Origin of the sequence: Vibrio sp. 10N.286.51.E5 (assembly GCF_041469125.1) — a bacterium.
GTDB lineage: Bacteria > Pseudomonadota > Gammaproteobacteria > Enterobacterales > Vibrionaceae > Vibrio > Vibrio crassostreae_C.
Map to the genome: position 1 here is coordinate 1 of NZ_JBFRJZ010000149.1, position 783 is coordinate 783.

The 783-nt window shown below is 37.7% G+C and carries 1 protein-coding gene and 1 pseudogene; both read right to left on the reverse strand.

Features of this window, described 5'->3' with window-relative positions; genetic code table 11:
* Positions 1-51: 51 nt before the first annotated feature.
* A complete protein-coding gene (locus AB4161_RS23165) occupies positions 52-555 on the reverse strand; it encodes a YgjV family protein (RefSeq protein ID WP_372084489.1) in 504 nt (167 codons plus the stop codon).
* A gap of 129 nt (positions 556-684) precedes the next feature.
* Positions 685-783: pseudogene (locus tag AB4161_RS23170) on the reverse strand (2-dehydro-3-deoxyphosphogluconate aldolase); the annotation flags it as partial.

Here is a 783-nt window from a genome sequence, read left to right on the forward strand (position 1 = left end):
TTATTGATGTATTACTTCCATATTTTAAATTTAGAATAAAAAATATATTGCCTATTTTATAGTTAACAATCTGCGTTGATGTAAACGATAGATAGTGACCATGTTGGTGACAATAAAGGTGATTTCGACAAAGGACCCGCCAATCGAACCAATCCAAATGTTATGGCTAGCCCAACAGAAAGAATTGAATAAGATCAAGGACCTCAATGCGATGCCTTGTCTTGAAAAGAGTGCCCATGTCGCAACGGATGAACCAACAACCGTAATAAATTCAAAGAAATGATTCATGTTGGGTAAAGTCATGCACCACATCAAGCCAATAAAGAACCACATCACTTTGCGCGATTGAGTTTTTATCGATACATAGCTGCGAATAGCATTAATAATTACGCCTATAGCCGCCACTATGGCGCCCATTAATATGAAATGGATACTCATTACAAAACAAAAGATCATCATCTGGTAGCGAAAACGCATATCATCTTTTTGCCAAAAGGCCATTACACCGATACAAAAAGCCAGGCCGCCAACTCGTTGTGTTATCCAGTTTTCCATATTTAGCCTTTATTTTTAAGATGCTATCGAGCACGATTAAATATTAACTTTGAAAGAATAATGCTCAACCATAAAATAACCCTCCAAAAGGAGGGCTAGATATAACGTCAAAATGCTATTGCATTAGGTTTAATTGACTAACTGAACGGCTTCACGAGTTAAATGAGCCAGCTCTTCCCAATTGCCTTCTTCAATCAGCTTCTTATCCACCATCCAAGTACCGCCACA

What these genes read in the sequence shown, in the direction of transcription:
- AB4161_RS23165 (WP_372084489.1), bottom strand. Translation starts at nt 555, where the DNA reads ATGGAAAACTGGATAACACAACGAGTTGGCGGCCTGGCTTTTTGTATC.